At 65.9% G+C, this 17,666-nt stretch carries 18 protein-coding genes and 1 riboswitch; of the genes, 14 read left to right on the forward strand and 4 right to left on the reverse strand.

Going from position 1 to position 17,666, the window contains the following annotated elements:
* Window positions 1-1,152: an NAD(P)/FAD-dependent oxidoreductase gene (locus AB0L82_RS13430; RefSeq protein ID WP_364634822.1), complete on the reverse strand. Its 1,152-nt coding sequence runs from the start codon at window positions 1,150-1,152 to the stop codon at window positions 1-3.
* A gap of 140 nt (window positions 1,153-1,292) precedes the next feature.
* Here AB0L82_RS13430 and AB0L82_RS13435 point away from each other — a divergent pair, with 140 nt between their 5' ends.
* The 4 genes from AB0L82_RS13435 to AB0L82_RS13450 all read left to right on the forward strand — a co-directional run bounded on the left by AB0L82_RS13435 (window position 1,293) and on the right by AB0L82_RS13450 (window position 4,953).
* Entirely contained in the window at window positions 1,293-1,934 is a 642-nt protein-coding gene (locus tag AB0L82_RS13435; protein WP_364634825.1) for a TetR family transcriptional regulator, read from the forward strand.
* An 87-nt stretch (window positions 1,935-2,021) separates the two neighbouring features.
* Window positions 2,022-2,585, forward strand: a complete 564-nt coding sequence (locus AB0L82_RS13440) for a PadR family transcriptional regulator (RefSeq protein ID WP_364634828.1) — start codon at window positions 2,022-2,024, stop codon at window positions 2,583-2,585.
* 24 nt (window positions 2,586-2,609) lie between these two features.
* Window positions 2,610-3,437, forward strand: coding sequence for a siderophore-interacting protein (locus AB0L82_RS13445; protein ID WP_364634831.1), 828 nt, complete (start codon window positions 2,610-2,612; stop codon window positions 3,435-3,437).
* 202 nt (window positions 3,438-3,639) lie between these two features.
* Window positions 3,640-4,953, forward strand: coding sequence for an MFS transporter (locus tag AB0L82_RS13450; RefSeq protein ID WP_364634833.1), 1,314 nt, complete (start codon window positions 3,640-3,642; stop codon window positions 4,951-4,953).
* Here AB0L82_RS13450 and AB0L82_RS13455 read toward each other — a convergent pair whose 3' ends face one another.
* Together AB0L82_RS13455 and AB0L82_RS13460 are read right to left on the reverse strand one after the other, a co-directional pair.
* Window positions 4,954-5,163 (reverse strand): hypothetical protein, encoded by a 210-nt coding sequence (locus AB0L82_RS13455; RefSeq protein WP_364634836.1) that lies wholly within the window; start codon window positions 5,161-5,163, stop codon window positions 4,954-4,956.
* Between the two features lie 38 nt (window positions 5,164-5,201).
* Window positions 5,202-5,861: a GAP family protein gene (locus AB0L82_RS13460; protein ID WP_364634839.1), complete on the reverse strand. Its 660-nt coding sequence runs from the start codon at window positions 5,859-5,861 to the stop codon at window positions 5,202-5,204.
* A 188-nt stretch (window positions 5,862-6,049) separates the two neighbouring features.
* A riboswitch (M-box (ykoK) riboswitch) is annotated at window positions 6,050-6,223 on the forward strand.
* Between the two features lie 203 nt (window positions 6,224-6,426).
* Between AB0L82_RS13460 and AB0L82_RS13465 the strand changes: the two genes are divergently transcribed.
* Genes AB0L82_RS13465 through AB0L82_RS13475 form a run of 3 tightly spaced genes read left to right on the forward strand, consistent with a single transcriptional unit; the run spans window position 6,427 to window position 10,187 of the window.
* Entirely contained in the window at window positions 6,427-7,128 is a 702-nt protein-coding gene (locus tag AB0L82_RS13465; RefSeq protein WP_364634842.1) for an MgtC/SapB family protein, read from the forward strand.
* Window positions 7,125-8,855 carry an ABC transporter permease subunit gene (locus tag AB0L82_RS13470; RefSeq protein WP_364634845.1) on the forward strand — a complete coding sequence of 577 codons (1,731 nt, stop codon included), beginning with the start codon at window positions 7,125-7,127 and terminating at the stop codon, window positions 8,853-8,855. Before AB0L82_RS13465 ends, AB0L82_RS13470 begins: the two co-directional genes overlap by 4 nt.
* Before the next feature lie 15 nt (window positions 8,856-8,870).
* Window positions 8,871-10,187, forward strand: a complete 1,317-nt coding sequence (locus AB0L82_RS13475) for a nitrate/sulfonate/bicarbonate ABC transporter ATP-binding protein (RefSeq protein ID WP_364634848.1) — start codon at window positions 8,871-8,873, stop codon at window positions 10,185-10,187.
* A gap of 67 nt (window positions 10,188-10,254) precedes the next feature.
* Here the strand turns inward: AB0L82_RS13475 and AB0L82_RS13480 are convergent, their stop codons facing one another.
* Entirely contained in the window at window positions 10,255-11,787 is a 1,533-nt protein-coding gene (locus tag AB0L82_RS13480; RefSeq protein WP_364634851.1) for a DHA2 family efflux MFS transporter permease subunit, read from the reverse strand.
* 258 nt (window positions 11,788-12,045) lie between these two features.
* On the opposite strand from AB0L82_RS13480, the gene AB0L82_RS13485 reads away from it, so the two are divergent.
* From AB0L82_RS13485 to AB0L82_RS13515, 7 genes are all read left to right on the forward strand, one after another.
* A complete protein-coding gene (locus AB0L82_RS13485) occupies window positions 12,046-12,279 on the forward strand; it encodes a hypothetical protein (protein WP_364634854.1) in 234 nt (77 codons plus the stop codon).
* Between the two features lie 35 nt (window positions 12,280-12,314).
* Window positions 12,315-13,415, forward strand: a complete 1,101-nt coding sequence (locus AB0L82_RS13490) for an SPFH domain-containing protein (RefSeq protein WP_364634857.1) — start codon at window positions 12,315-12,317, stop codon at window positions 13,413-13,415.
* 43 nt (window positions 13,416-13,458) lie between these two features.
* Window positions 13,459-13,854: a cold shock domain-containing protein gene (locus AB0L82_RS13495; protein WP_364634860.1), complete on the forward strand. Its 396-nt coding sequence runs from the start codon at window positions 13,459-13,461 to the stop codon at window positions 13,852-13,854.
* Window positions 13,855-13,964: 110 nt separating this feature from the next.
* A complete protein-coding gene (locus tag AB0L82_RS13500; RefSeq protein ID WP_364634863.1) occupies window positions 13,965-15,080 on the forward strand; it encodes an ATP-dependent DNA ligase in 1,116 nt (371 codons plus the stop codon).
* Window positions 15,077-16,150 (forward strand): DNA primase small subunit domain-containing protein, encoded by a 1,074-nt coding sequence (locus tag AB0L82_RS13505; protein ID WP_364634865.1) that lies wholly within the window; start codon window positions 15,077-15,079, stop codon window positions 16,148-16,150. The genes AB0L82_RS13500 and AB0L82_RS13505 overlap by 4 nt, the downstream gene beginning before the upstream one ends.
* Window positions 16,151-16,205: 55 nt before the next feature.
* On the forward strand, window positions 16,206-16,457 hold the full coding sequence (locus AB0L82_RS13510) for a hypothetical protein (RefSeq protein WP_364634868.1): 252 nt from the start codon (window positions 16,206-16,208) through the stop codon (window positions 16,455-16,457).
* Window positions 16,458-16,766: 309 nt separating this feature from the next.
* Window positions 16,767-17,663, forward strand: coding sequence for an alpha/beta hydrolase fold domain-containing protein (locus tag AB0L82_RS13515; RefSeq protein WP_364634871.1), 897 nt, complete (start codon window positions 16,767-16,769; stop codon window positions 17,661-17,663).
* Window positions 17,664-17,666: the final 3 nt, after the last annotated feature.

Raw genomic sequence — 17,666 nt, forward strand, 5'->3', positions numbered from 1 at the left:
TCATACCGCTTCGCCGAAAAGCTCTGCGGCCATGGCCAGGGAGCTGTCGATCGTCGCGAAACCCCTGGGGAGCATGACGGTTTCGTAGGCGGCGACGGCTTCCCGTAGTGATTGGTGACCTTCGGTGGCCGAAAGCAGTTCGGTGGCAAGGGTTTCCGCATCGCGTAGTGCGGTGTTCGCGCCCACGCCGCCGGTCGGGGGCATGGTGTGGATGGCGTCGCCGAGCAGGGTCACCGGACCCGATTCCCAGGGTGGCACTCGTTCACCGGCGCGCAGGGCGATCGGGAAGAAGGAGTCGGGATCGGCGTGGGCGAACAGTGCGCGGAGAGTCGGATGCCAGTGGCCGGTGGCGGTATTCGCGAGTTTCCAGAGTTCGTGCGGGGCGAGGCGCTGGAGTTCGGTGTGCGGTACGCCGAGGTGTTCGGGGGTCGCGAGCAGGGTGATCATCAGGTAGTCGGCGGCATCCGAGGGGAGGTTGCGGAAGCGCAGGGGTGCGAAGCCAGCGCCGCAGCCGGTGCCGTCGGATACCCAGTTGAAGCCGTGTTCGAGCTCGGCGGGCAGCAGGACACGGGTGGTGTCGGTGAGGGTCATGCGGCCGTAGAGGCAGCGCACGCCGAGGTCGCGCACCGTGGCGTGCGGTAGGAGTTCGCGCCGCACGGCCGACCCGACGCCGTCCGCGCCGATCAGCAGATCGCCTTCGGCGGCAGCGCCTTCGGCGAAGTGGACCCGCACCTGTCCGGAGTCGGTGAGCTCGTAGCCGGTGAGGGTATGCCCGAAGTGGACGCGATCGCCGAGGCCGGTCAGCAGTGCGCGCCGGAAGGTGTTGCGGTCGACGTTGGTGATCAGCTCGTCGGTGATGCCCGGAAACTGTTGCCGCAGTGTCGGATCGAGCTGCTCGGTATACATCCCGAGCACGTCGTCGTTGGTTCCGCTGCTCGCGCGCACCAACTCGAACACCGCCGGTGGCAGGCAGGTGCGCAGCGCGGTGTTGCCGTCGGCGTCGATGTGGATGCGGAAGCCCTGATTGCGGATTCGAGGTGTCGGGTCCTGTTCGTAGACGGCCACTTCCAGACCGCCGTGGTGCAGCGCCTGGGCGAGGGCGAGCCCGCCGATGCCCGCGCCCGCGATGAGGATTTTCGGTGTTATCGACATGTGCGTGTCCTTGTTCGGCCGGGTTAGGACCACCCGGCGGGGTGATTCCAGGGTCCGATCCGGCGAGCGAATCTGTCAAGTGTTTGTTTGATTAATACACAGATCCGCTTGAATCAGCCAGGTGAATGTATGATCCGAGCGTGCCCGAACCGAAGCCCCGCAGGTCGCCCAAGCCGCAGGATCGTCAGCGCGATCCCGAACGCACCCGCGCGCTGATCCTGGACGCCGCCGCCGCGGAATTCGGCGCGCACGGGTACGCGGGTGCGCGCATTGCCGCCATTTCCGCGCGAGCCGGGGTGAACGTGCAGCTCATCTCGTACTATTTCGATGGCAAAGAAGGCCTCTACCAAGCTGTTTCAGAGCGATGGCAGCAGCGCCAGGCTGAACTGGTGCCGCCCGGCACTCCCCTGCCCGAGCAGTTGCGCACCTACGCCCTCGAGGCCCTGCACAATCCCGACGGCGCGCGGTTGCTGGCGTGGACCGGTCTGCAATACACCGCACCCGCCGACGATCCCGATCATGAACCGCGCGCTCGCATGCTCACCGAGAGCGTCGAGGAGTTGCGGGCCATGCAGCAGGCCGGACAGCTGCCCGCGGATCTGGATCCGGCCTACCTGCTGGTCATGCTCATGGGCGCGGCCATGGCCCCGACCACGCTGCCGCACATCATCGAGGGTGTGTGCGGGCAGGATCCGCGCTCGCCCGAATTCCTGACGCGCTTCGCTGATCAGATCGCTCTGCTCTCGCGCCACCTGGGTCTCGACGCACCGGATAACACGTAACGAACTACCGCACGGAACCCGTTGCACACCTGAGGAATTACTCCGAAGCCGTTGCTTCAGCACTATCTTAAGATATATCTTCAGCGGGTGGATCCGAGACGTTTGGCCGACTTCGCCGGTATCGGGCCCGGCAGTGGCCGGTTCTTCGGCACCGGTGAATTGCGGTTGGCGCTGCTGGCATTGATCGCCGAACAGCCGGGGCACGGATACGAGTTGATGTCCCGGTTGGAGAAGCGCTGCGGCGGCGCGTACCGGCCCAGTGCGGGCGCGGTGTATCCGACTTTGCAGCAGCTCGATGACGAAGGTTTGGCCACGCTCGAAATCGACAGTGGCCGTAAGGTTTTCCATATCAGCCCGGCCGGGCGAACCGAGGTCGATCAGCATCGCGAGGCGATCGCGCGCATCTGGGCGCGCGCGGATGAGCGCGGTGAATGGGGCCTGTTCGGTGATCCCGACGCCGCCGAGATCATCAAACCGGTACTGCGCCTGTTCAAGGCTGCGGTATCGGTGGTGGTGCACGCGCACGGTGATCCCGCCGTGGTCGATCAGGTGCGCGCGATTCTCACCGATACCACTCGTGAACTGCAGCATCTCAAGACCGACGTCAAACGTCGGCAGCATCGCCGGCGGCGCGGCCGGCATATCGATTGACCCTTTCGAATCGAAGGTATTGCCATGGCGCACAGTGACAATCAGGCGCGATCCGTCAGTGACGAACAATCGCGGTCGCCCGGTGCCGATCCGCGGCGCGCACCCGCTCCCCGCCGGTCGCGTGATCTGGGTGATCTGCTGCTGGACCGGTTCTTCAGCACCGGCCACATCCTGGAAACCGAACCGATCGCCGCCCGCATGATCCGGGTGCGCATCAGCGCACCCGCCCTGCGGAACACCCGATGCCTGCCCGGACAACATGTGCGGATCGCCATCGGTGATGCCGCGGGCGGGCTGCTGGCGCGGGTCGGTGATCTGCGCACGTACACGGTGTGGCAGTTCGACCCCGAGCGAGGTGAGTTCGATCTGTGCGTCATGGACCACGGCGACGGACCGGGCTCACGCTGGGGCCGCGCCGCCGCACCGGGCGCACAGGTCATGTTCCGCGGACCGGAGGGCTCGTTCGTCGTGAACGATGACGCGCCCTATCACCTGTTCGCGGGTGAGGAGACCGCCTCGGTCGCGTTCGGGGCCATGCTCGCCGCGGTACCGGACCATATTCCGGTCTACGGCGCGGTCGAAACGGCCACACCCGAGGATCGGCTGCCCTTACCGCGGGCCGCCGCGCTGGCCGCTCCGGTGCGCGGGGACGCCTCCGCCGCGCGGTCGCAGGTGTTGCTGGACGCGGTGCGCGAGCTCGAACTGCCCTCCACGCCGGGTGTCGCCTATCTCGCCGGTGAGGCCCGGACCATTCAGATGATCAGCAAACACCTTGTGCACGAGCGTGATTGGCCGCGACTCGCGATTCGCACCAAACCGTTCTGGACGCCGGGTAAGCGCGGTATGGACTAGCGCGCCCGGCTGGTTTGCTCGTCGCATTCACGCCACTGCGATCCATGTCACAAACCTCTTGAACTCGCTGATGGCCACCCCGCCGATCGGGGCGCGCCGTCAACGCTCGGGTTTGCTGGCTACCCCATCGGGTAGCCGCAGTGCGGGCGCGCCCTGATCTTTCGGGCTGCGCGACGCACGTACCCGATGAGAGAGGACCGGCATGACGAGCGGTGACCCGCACTCGGCACAGCAGACTCGGTCGGTGGCCGCCGCCGCCATGGGCAATGCCACCGAATGGTTCGACTACGGCGTGTACGCCGCGGCCGCCACGTACATCACCGCCGCGTTCTTCCCCGGGCATCTCGGTTCCCTGGGCACCATGCTCGGTTTCGCGGTGTCATTCCTGCTGCGCCCGCTCGGCGGCATGGTGTGGGGTCCGCTCGGGGATCGCATCGGGCGTAAAGCGGTGCTGGCGACCACGATTCTGCTGATGGCGGGTGCGACCGGCGCGATCGGCCTGCTGCCCAGCCATGCCACCGCCGGGGTGCTGGCCCCGATTCTGCTGATCCTGTTGCGGGTGGTGCAGGGCTTCTCCACCGGCGGCGAATACGGCGGTGCGGCAACCTATCTCGCCGAAACCTGCAGTGATCGCAAGCGCGGCTTCCTGGGCAGTTTCCTGGAGTTCGGCACCCTGGGCGGTTTCGTCGGCGGTTCGGCGGTGGTGCTGGCCTGTCAGCTGCTGCTGGGTTCGGACGCCATGTACGACTGGGGCTGGCGCATCCCGTTCCTGCTGGCGGTCCCGCTGGGCCTGATCGGCTGGTATCTGCGCTCGCGCCTGGACGAATCGCCGGTGTTCACCGAGATGCAGGACCAGGAGCAGCCCGCGGGTGGTTTGCGCGTACTGCTCACCGAGTACCGCCGCGAGCTGCTCACCCTGGCCGGGCTGGTGGTGGCGCTCAATATCGTCAACTACACGCTGCTGACCTATCAGCCCACGTATCTGCAGCACACCCTCGGTGTCGCCGAATCCACCACCACGGCGATGATGCTGATCGGCCAGTTGGTGATGATGCTGGCGCTGCCGTTCTTCGGCCGCCTGTCCGATCGGGTCGGCCGCCGTCCCATGTGGCGTTTCTCGTTGCTGGCGCTGGCCGCCCTGGCGGTGCCGATGTATTGGCTGATGGCGCGTGGAATCGTGTGGGCCGTGGTGGCTTTCATCGTGCTGGGCCTGCTCTATCTGCCGCAGCTGTCCACCATCACCGCCACCTTCCCCGCGATCTTCCCCACGCACGTGCGCTATGCCGGTTTCGCTCTGGGGTACAACGTGTCCACCGCTCTGTTCGGCGGCACCGCGCCGCTGGTGAACGAGGCGGTCATCGAATCCACCGGCTGGAACTACTTCCCGGCGTTCTACATGGTCGGCGCCTGTGCCATCGGCTTGGTGGCGTGGATGTTCCTGCGTGAGACCGTGGGCGCTTCGCTGCGCGGCACCGAGGTCCCGGTTACCGATGAGCTTCCCGTGCTCGTGAAGTAGCTACATCAACTCGACTTCGTCGAATCGGACGGTCAGGGAGTGGCGGCGCTCGCGCAGTACGCCGCCTTCGCGATGTGCGAGCCCTTCCCCGAATTCGATCCGCAGCTCCCCGCGCCGGTCGTACACCTCCCGCACCACGCCGCAGATCCCATGGAACGGGCCTTCCGGAAACCAGATGACATCCCCCGGCCCGAACTCTGTAATCCCCACGCCGACACAGTAATCCATCTGCGCGGTGGCGGTGCGGGTCAGAGTCCGCCGATGCCTTTGCCGAGCACGACCGCGCCCATCACCAGCAGCACGATCGCCATGACCGCGTGATTGTTGTCCTGCAACCACTTTCGGGCACTGTCGAGGCCGGGGCGCACGCGGTCGGCGGCGATGGCGTAGCCGAGCACCACCGAGGCCACGCTTGCCGAGGCGAGGACGGTGAAGACGATCAGGGCGGTGATCTTGCCGCCGGCGCTGATCGTGCTCGATCCGATCGCCACGCCCGCCGAGACGCACAGCAGCAGGTTCTTCGGATTCACCGCGGACAGCAGTACGCCCAAACCGGCTGCTCGGACCGTGGTGAGCCGGTCGAGGGCGTTCATCCAGTCCGGTGGGGTGGTGTCGGTGCGCTCATGCCACTGATTGGCGGCCAGCACCACCAGGCCGATCCCGAGCACGACCTTGATCCACGATCCGGTCGCCGAGGGCTCCCGACCATCGGTGATGCCCACCGCACCGGCGATCACGCAGATGAGGGCGGTTGCCACCACGACGCCGATCACCCAGCCCGCGAGGAAGCCCTTGCCCGCGCCGGAGGCGTTTCTGGACAGGATCATGAGGATGGCGGCCACGATCGGGATCGGCGATACCGCCACGCCGATGCCGAGCGGCAACAGGTCTCCGATAACTGCGCCCATCCATTCAAGCTATTTGCTGGCAACCATATTTCGAGCAGCGACACGGATAAGACCGACCGGCGAATCAACGACCGCGCCGGATGCGCTCGAGGTCCGGAGCAGCCCGGACCGCGCGGGGGCGGGCGAGCAGTTGCGCTCGTCACATGAGTTGCCCGCGACCCGCGCCGGGGTGTTTACTCGCTGACGCAAGGTGCCGTCGTTAGCTGAGGCTCCTCTGCGGATATAGGCCGGCGACCCCGAACGTCGAGAGACGCCCCGGGTCAGGACAGGTCTCCCCGGATTAAGGGGTGATCCCGACCGGCTCCCACACCCGATGTGGGTTACGCCGTGGAGTGCTGAAGGTCTTACGAGGGGTGGTTACCGTTTCCGGCCGTCCAATGCCGGATCCACTCCCTGGTGGCGCGTTCGCGTAGTGGGTGTGGAGGTGATCGTCATGCCCGATGGATCGGACAGAGTTCCGTTAGCCAATCGTTCACCAGGCGACACTTCTTTTCTCCGCCGCGGGCTGGTTTCCTGCCTGTAGCGTGCCTTGACGAGTGCGCCGACCTCTTAGTTGGAGGGCGTCATGACCACGTGGGAAATGTTGCTGCGGCTCGGCGCGGGTGTCGGGCTCGGCGCGGTGATCGGGTTCGAGCGCCAGTACCGGGCACGCATGGCCGGACTGCGCACGAACGCGCTCGTCGCGGCCGGGGCCACCCTGTTCGTGCTGTTGTCCGCGCACGGATTCAGCGGTAAGGACGCTGACCCGACTCGTGTTGCGGCACAGATCGTTTCGGGTATCGGCTTCCTGGGCGCGGGTGTCATCCTGCGCGACGGGTTCAATATCCGCGGACTCAATACCGCGGCCACGCTGTGGTGTGCGGCCGCGGTCGGCGCCTTGGCCGGTGCCGGGATGTACAGCACCGCCGCGGCGGGCACGGTGGCCGTGGTGGTGGTCAATACCGCGCTGCGGACCGCGGCGCGCGCGGTGGATCGCCCGGCCGAGGGTGTGGTGGAGGCGCTGTACGCGTTCACCGCCCGCACCGATGACGATCACGAGGCTGCTGTGCGTTCGCTGCTGGTGCAGTCGCTGGCCCGCACCGATTTCCGGCTGGTGTCGATCTCGAGCCACAACATCGAACCCAATCGGGTCGAGGTGCGCGCGGAGCTGACCGGGGATCGCCGCGATGATCGGCAGATGGAGTCCGCGGTGAGCCGGTTGAGCCTGGAGCCGTCGGTGACCAGCGTGGGCTGGCGCACGGTACCCCAGACCGAGGTGGAGGCGTGAGCACCACGTTCCCCACCCGGGGTGTGCTGGATCGCCCGCGCTCGCGCTGGGCCGATATCGCGGTGTTCGCGGGCGCGGCGATCCTGATCTGGCTGGCGGTGCGGGTCTCGGCGGGCATGGATGTGCCGTTCGACGATGCCAGCGCACCGTCGAGCATTTCCACCGATCCGGCCGAATTGCCGTATTACGCGGCGCGTTCGCTGCTGCGCATGTTCCTGGCGCTGGGGCTCTCGATCGCGTTCACCTTCGTCTTCGCCACCGCGGCCGCGCGACTGCCGCGCGCGGAGAAGGTGCTGCTGCCGCTGCTCGATATCCTGCAATCGGTGCCGATCCTGGGGTTCCTGTCGGTGACGGTGACCGGGTTCATCGCCCTGTTCCCGGGATCGTCGCTGGGGTTGGAGGCGGCCTCGATTTTCGCGATCTTCACCTCCCAGGCCTGGAATATGGCGTTCGCGTTCCATCATTCGCTGGTGTCGCAGCCGCGCGAACTCGATGAGGCCGCCCGGAATCTGAGATTGTCACGCTGGCAACGGTTTTGGCGACTCGATGTGCCCAGCGGCATGTTCCCGCTGGTGTGGAACGCGATGATGAGTTTCGGTGGCGGCTGGTTCTTCCTGACCGCGGCCGAGGCGATCAGCGTGAACAATCGCCAGTACGCACTGCCCGGCATCGGCTCCTATGTGGCCTCGGCCGCCGCCGAAAGCGATACGCCCCGAATCCTTTTGGCGATCGTGACGATGGTGGTCATGGTGATCGGGCTGAACATCGCGTTCTGGCGTCCGATCACGGTGTGGGCCGAGCGTTTCCGCAATGAGGAGACCGAGGCCGCGAACGCGCCGCGCAGTCTGGTGCTGGATCTATTGCGCCGCTCGCATATTCCGCCACTGCTGGGCAAGGTGTTCGGGCCGCTGGTGTATCCGCTGGACCGCATCATGCGGGTGTTCGGGCTGGCCGAACATCAACTGTATGTGCCCGAGAAGCGCCGTCGCGCAAACGATGTGCTGTTCACCGCGGTGGTCGCGGTCGCGCTCGCGGTGGGCTGTTTCTACATGCTGCGCTATATCGACACCACCGTCGGTTTCGGCGAGGTCGCGCACGCGGCGTACCTGGGTGTGATCACCCTGGGCCGGGTCATCGTGCTGTTGATCTTCGCGACCGCGATCTGGGTGCCGATCGGGGTGTGGATCGGGTTGAACCCCAAGGTGTCCCGGATCGCGCAGCCGATCGTGCAGGTGCTGGCGAGTTTTCCGGCGAACTTCCTGTTCCCGCTGGTGACCGCGGTCCTGGTGGCCACGGGTGCGAGCCTGCAGTGGGCGGGCATCCTGCTCATGGCCCTGGGCGCGCAGTGGTACATCCTGTTCAATGTGATCGCGGGCGCGGCGGCGGTCCCGAACGATCTGCGCGAGGCGGCGGCGAGCCTGCGACTGCCGCGAAAGCTGTGGTGGCGCAAGCTGATTCTGCCCGCCATCTTCCCCAGCTATGTCACCGGTGCGATCACCGCGGCGGGCGGGGCCTGGAATGCCTCGATCGTCGCCGAGATCGTCCCGTACGGGGACACCACCCTGGTGGCGACCGGTTTGGGCGCGTACATCGCCGAGGCCACCCGCGACGGTGACAGTCCCCGCATTCTGGTGGGCGTGCTCGTGATGAGCGCCTACGTGGTCGGGATCAACCGCCTGTTCTGGCGTCGCCTGTACGCCCTGGCCCAGCGCCGCTATTCGCTCTGACCGAAAGGAACTCTCATGACGACCGCAACCACCGGAGAGGTCCTGATCGACATCGACGATGTCGGCATGTCCTTCACCGGCGCCGCCGGGGAGCGCCTCAATGTGCTCGAACACGTGAATCTGCAGGTGCGCGACGGGGAGATCGTGGCGCTGCTGGGCCGTTCGGGCTCGGGCAAATCGACGCTGCTGCGCACGGTGGCGGGTCTGCTGGCCCCCACCAGCGGGCAGGTGCGCTATCGCGGTAAGCCGCTCACGGGCGCGAATCCCGGTGCGGCCCTGGTGTTCCAGTCGTTCGCGCTGATGCCGTGGCTGACCGTGCAGGACAATGTGGAGCTCGGTTTGGCCGCGCGCGGTATCGCCCCCGAACGCCGCCGCCAGCTCGCCCTGGACGCCATCGACCGGATCGGCCTCGATGGTTTCGAATCCGCCTATCCGAAGGAGCTGTCCGGCGGTATGCGCCAGCGCGTGGGTTTCGCGCGCGCCCTGGTGCTCGAACCGGATCTGCTGCTCATGGATGAACCGTTCTCGGCGCTGGATGTGCTGACCGCGGAGAATCTGCGCACCGAACTGGTGAACCTGTGGGCCACAGACGATTTCCCCACCCGCGCGGTCTGCATCGTCACCCACAATATCGAGGAGGCGGTGCAGCTGGCCGACCGTGTGGTGGTGCTGGGCGCGAATCCGGGTCACATCATCGCCGAGGTCACCGTGGAGTTGCCGCGCCCGCGTAATCGCCGCGCCCCCGGTTTCCTCGCCCTGGTCGATCAGATCTACGGTCTGCTCACCGGCCGCGATACCGAAATCGCCGCCACCGCAACCGATAACGGCACCCCTTTCGTCACTCCCCTGCCCGATGCCTCGGTCGGCGGTATCGCCGGTCTGCTGGAATTGGTCTACGCCCAGGACGGCCGCGCGGACCTGCCGGTGATCGCCGATGAACTCAATTTCGAACTCGATGATCTGCTACCCCTGGTCGATGCGGCGGCCCTGCTGGGTTTCCTGATCGCCGATTCCGGCGATGTCATCCTCACCAATGTCGGCGCGAACTTCACCACCGCCAATATCCAAACCAGCAAACATGTTTTCGCCACCCAGGCCCGCCGCCGCGCCCCCTTGGTCCGCACCATCTGCAGCGCCTTGGTCGGCAGCTCCGACGGCACCGCCCGCGCCGATTTCTTCACTGATCTACTGCGCCGCGGCTTCTCCGACGAGGACGCCCGCCGCCAACTCGAACTGGCCATCGACTGGGGCCGCTACGGCGAGTTGTACGACTACGACACCGATTCGGGCCGCATCACCGCCGACCCCACCGGCCTGGCCGCGACCTCCTGAAGCAGCCGGACACAACTTCGCCCCCGCCGAAACGATTCGGCGGGGGCGAGGTCTGTGTGCGAAATCCTCAGTGCGCGACGACGACCGGGGTTTCGGCGAGTTCCGGGTTCTTCGGTTTGGTGCGGGGTAGGAAGAACGCGGGGATGAGGGTGACGGCCAGCAGGACCAGGGCGACCACGAAGGTGTGGGCGAAGGCGGTGGCCGCTTCGTCGAAACCGGTGGACAAAGCGCCCGGGGGCAACTTTTCGGCGATCTCCGGGTTGGAGCGGGAGCCGATGGCGGCTCCGGCGAGGGGGCGGTTGTTGAGCAGGTTCGTCAAGACCACGGAAATGGTTGCGGTGCCGATGGATCCGGCGGTCTGGTTGACGATGTTCATCAGGGTGGAGCCGCGCGCCACCTGGGCGTGGGTGAGGGTTTGGATGGCGGCGGTCATGGTCGGCATCATGGTGCAGCCCATGCCCAGACCCATCACGAACAGTGCCCCGCACAGTGCCACGTAGGACGTATCCGCGCTGACCTGGGTCAGGAACGCCATGCCCAGCACCATGATCGAGATACCGGTGAGCACGATCTTGCCCGGGCCGATCTTGTCGACCAGGCGGCCCGCGACCGGCATGGTGAGCATCGCGCCCAAGCCCTGCGGTGCGATGAGCAGACCGGCCATCAGGGTCGATTCACCGCGCACCTGCTGCAGATAACTCGGCAGCAGCAGACCCGAACCGAAGAACGCCATGGCGAACAGGGTCATGGTGAGCACCGCGTAGCGCAGCGACGGGTTCTTGAACAGGCGCAGATCGATGAGCGGATGTTCGGTGTGCAGCGCCCGGTACACGAACGCCACCAGCAGGATCGCGCCGATGATCGCCGGGATCAGCACCTTGGCCGAGGCGACGGTGCCCTCCCCGGGAATCGAGGACACACCGAACAGGAACAGCGCCAAACCCGGTGAGGCCAGCAGCATTCCGATGAAATCGAAGGACTGCGAGGGTTCGGGCCGGTCCGCGGGGAACACGATGAACGCCAGCGCCAGCGCGATGATGCCGATGGGCAGGTTGATCAGGAAGATCCAGTGCCAGGAGAAGCTGTCGATGAGCCAGCCGCCCAGGATCGGGCCCATGATGGGGCCCAGCAGCATCGGCACGCCGAGCACGGCCATGACGCGGCCGATCCGCTGCGGTCCGGCGGCGTGGGTCATGATCGTCATACCCAGGGGCATGAGCATGCCGCCGCCCAGGCCCTGGATGACGCGGAAGGCGATGAGCGACTCGATATTCCAGGCCGTGCTGCACAGGATCGAGCCGAGTACGAAGAAGATCAGCGCCGCCATGTAGAGGCGCTTGGTGCCGAATCGGTCGGCGGCCCAACCGGTCAGCGGGATGACGGTGGCCAGCGCCAGGGTGTAGCCGGTCATCGTCCACGCCGCGATGGCGTAGGTGGTGTCGAAGGTCTGCTGGAATGTAGGGATGGCTACGGTCACGACTGTCACGTCGAGGATCGACATGATGGCGCCGAGCACGACGACGCCGGCGATTTTGAGGACGCCGGCGTCCAGTTTGTCGTCGGCCGTATTCGTGGCCGGTATATCCGGAGGGGTGGTCACCGCTTAAGCCTGCCAGCTCGGGGGCCGGGGAACCAGCATTTTCTCACCTCGACGCGCACGGGCATATTCTCGGCACCTTTCACGAGTGCGGAAGCGGCCGACGCGAACTCGGGCCGCGCTGCGGCATCGGAAATGATACCGATGGGTAGCAAAAATGTAGTTATCAATTTGGTCGCGAAATCCGACCGTGCGGTCCAACTATTGCCGGATTACGCAACTACCCTGGCAATTCACCGCGAATGCGAGGAGTTGCCCGAGATGTCCGACCCGGTGCTGGGACTGACCGGTACGCTGACCACGCCGATCCGGGGCGCACACAAACTCGGAGAGGTTCTGGTCGCCATCAGAGGGGGAACCGAGCTCTATATCGCGCGCGCCGACCAAGCACTCGACACCGGCACCCCCGTGCTGATCGTGGCGGTGCATCCGGGCCGGATCGTGGATGTGGTGCCGTGGATACCGCTCCCGGGCGACCATCGTGGGGAAATCTGAGACATCAGAAGTCTGAGACATCAAGGGAGGCAACAGTGCTCGGATACCATGTGCCCGATCCGGACGAGGCCATGCTGGTCAGCGGCGGGGGCACCAAGGACAATGCGCCGTTCCGCGTGGTCATCGGCCACGGCGCCTGGGTGATGCCGTTCTTCCGCAAGGTCAGCTATCTGTCGCTGGCCATGTACGAGGCCGAGATCCAGGAACGCTGTGTCACCAAACAGGCCATCCAACTCGATGTGCGCGCGGTTATCGCGTTCAAGGTCGCCAATGACACCGCCTCGATAGTCAATGCGGCACAACGGTTCCTGTCCGAACAGGAGCGTGAGATGTCGGTGCTGACCGGTCGCATCTTCTCCGGGCATCTGCGCTCGATCGTGGGCTCGATGACGGTCGAGGAGATCATTCGCGAACGCCAGAAACTGGCCGATGAGGTTTTAGTCGCCTCGAAGGTCGAGATGAGCAATATCGGACTGTGGGTGGATTCGCTGCAGATCCAGTCCATCGATGACGGCAACCTCGGCTACATCACCGCCCTGGCCGCCCCGCACAATGCCGCCATCCAGCGCGACGCCCAGATCGCGCAGGCCAGCGCCGCCCAGCTGGCCGCGCAGGCCGAACAGGAATCCCAGCGCCGCCAGGCCGAATACCAGCGCGAGACCGCACTGCTGCGCGCGCAGTATCAGCGCGATATCGACAAGGCCAATGCCGAAGCGGCACAGGCGGGTCCGCTCGCCCAGGCCACCGCGCTGCAGGAGGTGCTCACCGCGCAGGCCATCCAGGCGCGCAAACAGGCCGAGTTGCGCGAACAGCAGCTGCAGACCGAGGTCGTCAAACCCGCGCTCGCCGAGGCCGAACGGGTGCGCATCCTGGCCGTGGCCGAAGCCGATCGCACCCGCATCCAGGCCGAGGCCGCGGCGTCCAATAACCGCATCGCACTGGATCAGCTTCTGATAGAACAGCTTCCGGAGATCGTGAAGCAGGCCGCCGCGGGGTTGTCCAATGCCAATCTGACGGTGCTCAACGGTCCCGAGGGTGTGAGCGAGATCGTCAATGGCATGGTGGGACAGGGATTGACGGTGTTCAATTCGTTGCAAAAGGCACTTTCTTCCAACAATGATCGTGCCGCGGACTAGAGTTACCGCAGAGGGACGCGGCGTACGAGGAGCGGGTGTTTAGGTGTCCATCGGGAAATTGGTGTCGTTCGACAGCTCGCGGGGTTTCGGTTTCATCCGTCCGGAAGACGGTGGGCCGGACGTGTTCGTCCATGTCAACGACATCGGGCTGGATGAGGATGAGCTGCGACAGGGGCGGGTGTTCGAATTCGATGTGACCGAGGGGGATCGCGGGCCCAAGGCCATCAATCTGGCCCTGGTCGCCGGTGCGCCGCCGCCGGTGCGCGCGCATAAGGCCAAGGATCGCGCGCCGGGCGGGCAAATGAGCGCGGGCGAGCATCGCCGCCTGATCACCGAACTGCTCCTGGATGCGAGCCCGGCGCTCACGGCCGGGGAAATACTGACCATCCGGGACAGGCTGACCGCGTTCGCCGATCAGCATGGCTGGCTGGAAAACTGAGCAGTACCACAAAACCGACCAGTACGGCACTACGATCTTTCTGGGACGCGGACCGGTGAATTCTCACCGGTCACGTCGTCTACCTGGGTGTACCAACCCGAGGAGGTCGTGTGGAGCTGCCCGTCATGCCGCCCGTGAAACCGATGCTGGCCAAATCGGTCTCCGAACTTCCCCGCGAGCCGGGGCTGCGCTATGAACCCAAATGGGATGGATTCCGGTGCATCGTGTTTCGCGATGGGGACGAGATCGAACTCGGATCCCGCAATGATCGCCCGCTGACCCGGTATTTCCCCGAGCTGGTCGAGCTGTTCGCCAAATCGCTGCCGGACAAATGCGTGATCGACGGGGAGATCGTGGTCGTCACCGAGAACGGCCTGGACTTCGACACCCTGCAGCAGCGACTGCATCCGGCGGCCTCGCGGGTGAACAAGCTCGCGGTGGAGACACCGGCCAGTTTCGTCGGATTCGATCTGCTCGCGTTGGGTGATCGGGATCTGACCGGGGAACCGTTCGCCGAACGCCGCCGCCTGCTGGAAACGATCCTGGACAAGAACACCGGGGGCGCGTCCGACAGCGGTGTCACCCGCATTCACCTCACCCCGCTCAGCGATGATCCCGACGTGGCGCAGGACTGGTTCACCCGGTTCGAGGGCGCGGGCTTCGACGGGGTGATGGTCAAGGCCGCGGATCTGCCGTATCTGCAGGACAAGCGGGTGATGTTCAAGGTCAAACATGAGCGCACCGCGGACTGTGTGATCGCCGGATTCCGCTGGCACAAGGACGGTGAAGGCGTCGGATCGCTGCTGCTGGGCTTGTTCGACGCCGACGGCAACCTGCATCACGTCGGGGTGGCGAGCAGTTTCACCGCCAAACGACGCAAAGAACTGGTCGAGGAGCTCGCACCGCTGCGGGTCAACGCGCTGGAGAATCATCCGTGGCGCGAATGGGCCGATGCCGCCGCGCAGGCGCGCGCGGACGGGAAAATGCCGGGCGGAGTGAGTCGTTGGACCGGCGGTAAGGATCTGTCCTGGGAACCGCTGCGCACCGAACTGGTCGCCGAGGTCCGCTATGAGCATGTGATGGCGGGACGATTGCGCCACGGTGGTCGTCTGGTGCGCTTCCGCACCGACCGCACCCCCGAATCGTGCACGTACGCGCAGCTGGACGAGGTCGCGCCGGCCGAACTATCGGCCATTTTCGATGAGGCGAAAGGGACCGCGCGGTGAGCGATTCGGTCGAACTCGAGGTCGACGGGCGCACCGTCACCCTCTCCAATCCGGACAAGATCTACTTCAACAAGCGCGGGGAAACCAAACTCGATCTGGCCAACTACTACCTGTCGGTGGCCGGGCCGATCATGAACACCATCGGCAACCGGCCCGTGCTGCTCGAACGCTATCCCGATGGGGCCTCGGGCAAATCCTGGTTCCAGAAACGCGTCCCCAAATCGGTGCCGGACTGGTTGCAGACCACCGTGGTCACCACCCCCAACGGCACTACCAGCGATGCCCTGGTCGCCGCCGATATGGCGCACATCCTGTGGGCGGTCAACCTGGGCTGCTTGGGTTTTCACGTCTGGCCCACGCACGCGGGCGCCGAACTCGAGGCCGCCACCCCGCAGGTCGAGGACGCCAACGGGGATCTGCTGCCCCCGACCGGCATCACCGACGAACTGCGCATCGACCTCGATCCCTCCCCCGGTATCGGATTCGATGATCTGCGCGAAGCCGCAAGGCGCACAAGGGATCTGTGCACCGAACTCGGGATCGACGTGCGCGTGAAAACCTCCGGCTCGCGCGGCCTGCACCTGTACGCGCTGCTGGAACCGCGCTGGGACGGCTACCAGGTCCGCGCCGCGGCGGTGGCATTGGCACGTGAACTCGAACGCCGCCACCCCGACACCATCACCGCGGCCTGGTGGAAAGAGGAACGCGGCTCCCGCGTCTTCGTCGACTTCAACCAGAACGCCCCGCACAAAACAGTTTTCGGCGCGTGGTGCGTACGCCCCAAGGTCGGCGCACAGGTCTCCGCCCCCATCGACTGGCAGGTGCTGGACACGGTCACCAACGACCAGATGACCATCGCGACGGTCCCGGCGTGGGTGGCCGAACACGGCGACGCGTGGGCCGATCGCATCCCGCAATCGCTGACTCCCCTGCTGGAGATGTCGGAAAAAGACCTCGCCTCGGGATTGCTGGATGCCCCGTGGCCGCCGCAATATCCGAAAATGCCGAACGAACCCCCGCGCGTGCAACCCTCGCGCGCACGTAAGGAGAACGATCCGGATGAGGGTTGAGCACGACCCGGCATGATCGGTGCGCGCGGCCACCCACAGGGGTGATGATGGCAGGGTGGGAAGCGAACGGATCCAGGTGCGCTGCGTTTTGGTGTTCGGAGACGCCGATTCCGCGGTCGCCTACCTCGAAACACCCTGGCATCCGGCGCGATCGCCAATGTCGTGGGCGGCGAAGGAGATAGCGACCCAGGCCGGACTGCCCGCCAATGAGCTGCCCGGCCGCGAATTCTGGGCCTTCGCCGAACGACAACCCGACGGCACCACCCGACTGTCGGGATTCCAGCTGGTCTTCGATCCGCGCCTCTAGCCGAGCGCGGCTCGTCCCCGCACCGTGAGGATTTGTTCCAGCCGCGGAATTGCCGATTGTCGGGGCGGGTCACTGTGATCGGGCGCGCGGAGCACCATCCTCGGTCTGACACGACGGCAATCGCGCGCGGTGGCGGGTCGATGCGTGACGACGCTGTCGGGGTCGCGTGCAAGTGGGGTGCCAGCCGGCGCAAGAGGACAGTAAGCACAGCGGCCCACGATGGGTTCGAGGTCGATTCGCGGTGGGCGATCGTTCAGCTGCCGCGCCGATCGGTCGCATCGAAGTCGCACTTACATTTCAGGAGCGCCCATGGCTAGCATTCGAGCCGAACTGTTGACCGTTGTCGTGCGCGCGCTGCGTGTGCGGCGCAAATATGATGGGCCGCAACGGATTCGGGCGACCATCGCTGCGGATCGGACGAAGGGTCCGGCGGTGCCGTCGGCGAAGATTCGGGGGCGGGTCTCGGTGCGGGAGATGGATTTTCGCGGGCGCAAGGTCTTCGTGTTGAGTCCGCGCGCGGCGGCTTCGGGTCCGGCCGCGATCTATCTGCACGGGGGTGGATGGGTGGAGCCGATCGCGGATCCGCATTGGGAGTTGATCGAGGCGTTGGCGCGGCGGCTGGATCGGCCGATCGTGGTGCCGATGTATCCGCTGGCTCCCGAATGCACCGCCGATGAGGTTTTCGCCTGGCTGCTGCCGTTCTACGCCGATATCGCCGGAGGGGACGCGCCGGTGCTGCTGGGTGATTCGGCGGGCGCGAATCTTGCGCTGTCACTGACAATTCAGGCCATTGCCGACGGATTGACGAAGCCCTCGGCTCTGGTGCTGGTCTCACCGTGCCTGGATGCCACGCTCAGTGATCCGCGGCTGGCCGAGATCGAACCCCGCGATCCGATTCTGCCGGTGCACGGGGTTGCCGAGCTCGCGCAAATGTACGCCGGGGAGCGGGAGCTCTCCGATCCGCTGATCAGTCCGCTGTTCGCGGATTTGACCGGGGTGCCGCCGATCGCGCTGTTCACCGGCACCCGCGATATCCTCAATGTCGACGCGCACCGATTCCGTTCCCGCGCAGCCGAATTCGGTGTCGAACTGGAGTGGCACGAATATCCCGGCATGCTGCACGCCTGGCCGTTGTTCCCGATCCCGGAGGCCGGGCGCGCGATCGGTGAGATGGTCGACTTCCTCACCGGCGCACTCGTGCGCTGAGCA

The organism is Nocardia sp. NPDC052001 (genome assembly GCF_040680615.1).
Classification (GTDB): domain Bacteria; phylum Actinomycetota; class Actinomycetes; order Mycobacteriales; family Mycobacteriaceae; genus Nocardia.

What these genes read in the sequence shown, in the direction of transcription:
- AB0L82_RS13475 (WP_364634848.1), top strand. Translation starts at nt 8,871, where the DNA reads ATGACGACCGCAACCACCGGAGAGGTCCTGATCGACATCGACGATGTC.
- AB0L82_RS13460 (WP_364634839.1), bottom strand. Translation starts at nt 5,861, where the DNA reads ATGGGCGCAGTTATCGGAGACCTGTTGCCGCTCGGCATCGGCGTGGCG.
- AB0L82_RS13445 (WP_364634831.1), top strand. Translation starts at nt 2,610, where the DNA reads ATGGCGCACAGTGACAATCAGGCGCGATCCGTCAGTGACGAACAATCG.
- AB0L82_RS13465 (WP_364634842.1), top strand. Translation starts at nt 6,427, where the DNA reads ATGACCACGTGGGAAATGTTGCTGCGGCTCGGCGCGGGTGTCGGGCTC.
- AB0L82_RS13515 (WP_364634871.1), top strand. Translation starts at nt 16,767, where the DNA reads ATGGCTAGCATTCGAGCCGAACTGTTGACCGTTGTCGTGCGCGCGCTG.
- AB0L82_RS13430 (WP_364634822.1), bottom strand. Translation starts at nt 1,152, where the DNA reads ATGTCGATAACACCGAAAATCCTCATCGCGGGCGCGGGCATCGGCGGG.
- AB0L82_RS13450 (WP_364634833.1), top strand. Translation starts at nt 3,640, where the DNA reads ATGACGAGCGGTGACCCGCACTCGGCACAGCAGACTCGGTCGGTGGCC.
- AB0L82_RS13485 (WP_364634854.1), top strand. Translation starts at nt 12,046, where the DNA reads ATGTCCGACCCGGTGCTGGGACTGACCGGTACGCTGACCACGCCGATC.